This window comes from Paenibacillus sp. EKM206P (genome assembly GCF_011066155.1).
GTDB classification, from domain to species: domain Bacteria; phylum Bacillota; class Bacilli; order Paenibacillales; family Paenibacillaceae; genus Paenibacillus; species Paenibacillus polymyxa_D.
The window spans coordinates 1-441 of the sequence record NZ_JAAMNQ010000076.1; the positions used below are offsets into that span (position 1 = coordinate 1).

2 tRNA genes and 1 rRNA gene are annotated in these 441 nt (G+C 50.3%); all 3 read left to right on the plus strand.

Going from position 1 to position 441, the window contains the following annotated elements:
• Positions 1-77 (plus strand): 5S ribosomal RNA (gene rrf / locus G9G53_RS26975); the annotation flags it as partial.
• A 38-nt stretch (positions 78-115) separates the two neighbouring features.
• A tRNA-Ile gene (locus tag G9G53_RS25750) sits at positions 116-192 on the plus strand.
• Positions 193-213: 21 nt separating this feature from the next.
• Positions 214-289 (plus strand) — tRNA-Ala (locus tag G9G53_RS25755).
• The last annotated feature ends 152 nt before the right edge of the window (positions 290-441 follow it).

The following is a 441-nucleotide window of genomic DNA, read 5'->3' on the forward strand; positions in this document are numbered from 1 at the left end:
CGAACACGACCGTTAAGCCCTCCAGCGCCGATGGTACTTGGACCGCAGGGTCCTGGGAGAGTAGGACGTCGCCAAGCGCAACCACTAAAGAAGAACTTCTTTGGTGGTTTATTATGGGCCCTTAGCTCAGCTGGTTAGAGCGCACCCCTGATAAGGGTGAGGTCGGTGGTTCGAGTCCACTAGGGCCCACCATATAACTTTATATTTCCTTTTGGGGCCATAGCTCAGCTGGGAGAGCGCCTGCCTTGCAAGCAGGAGGTCAGCGGTTCGATCCCGCTTGGCTCCACCAAAAAACTGCATGAATATCATCCGCTCGAATGAGATGGAGCGATGTTCACACAGGCTACAGTTTCGATGAAACTGTATTGCACCTTGAAAACTGGATACCGAAACGAAATTGCGTTTTAGAATATTCCTTTAAGCTGATCTTGTGTAAACAAG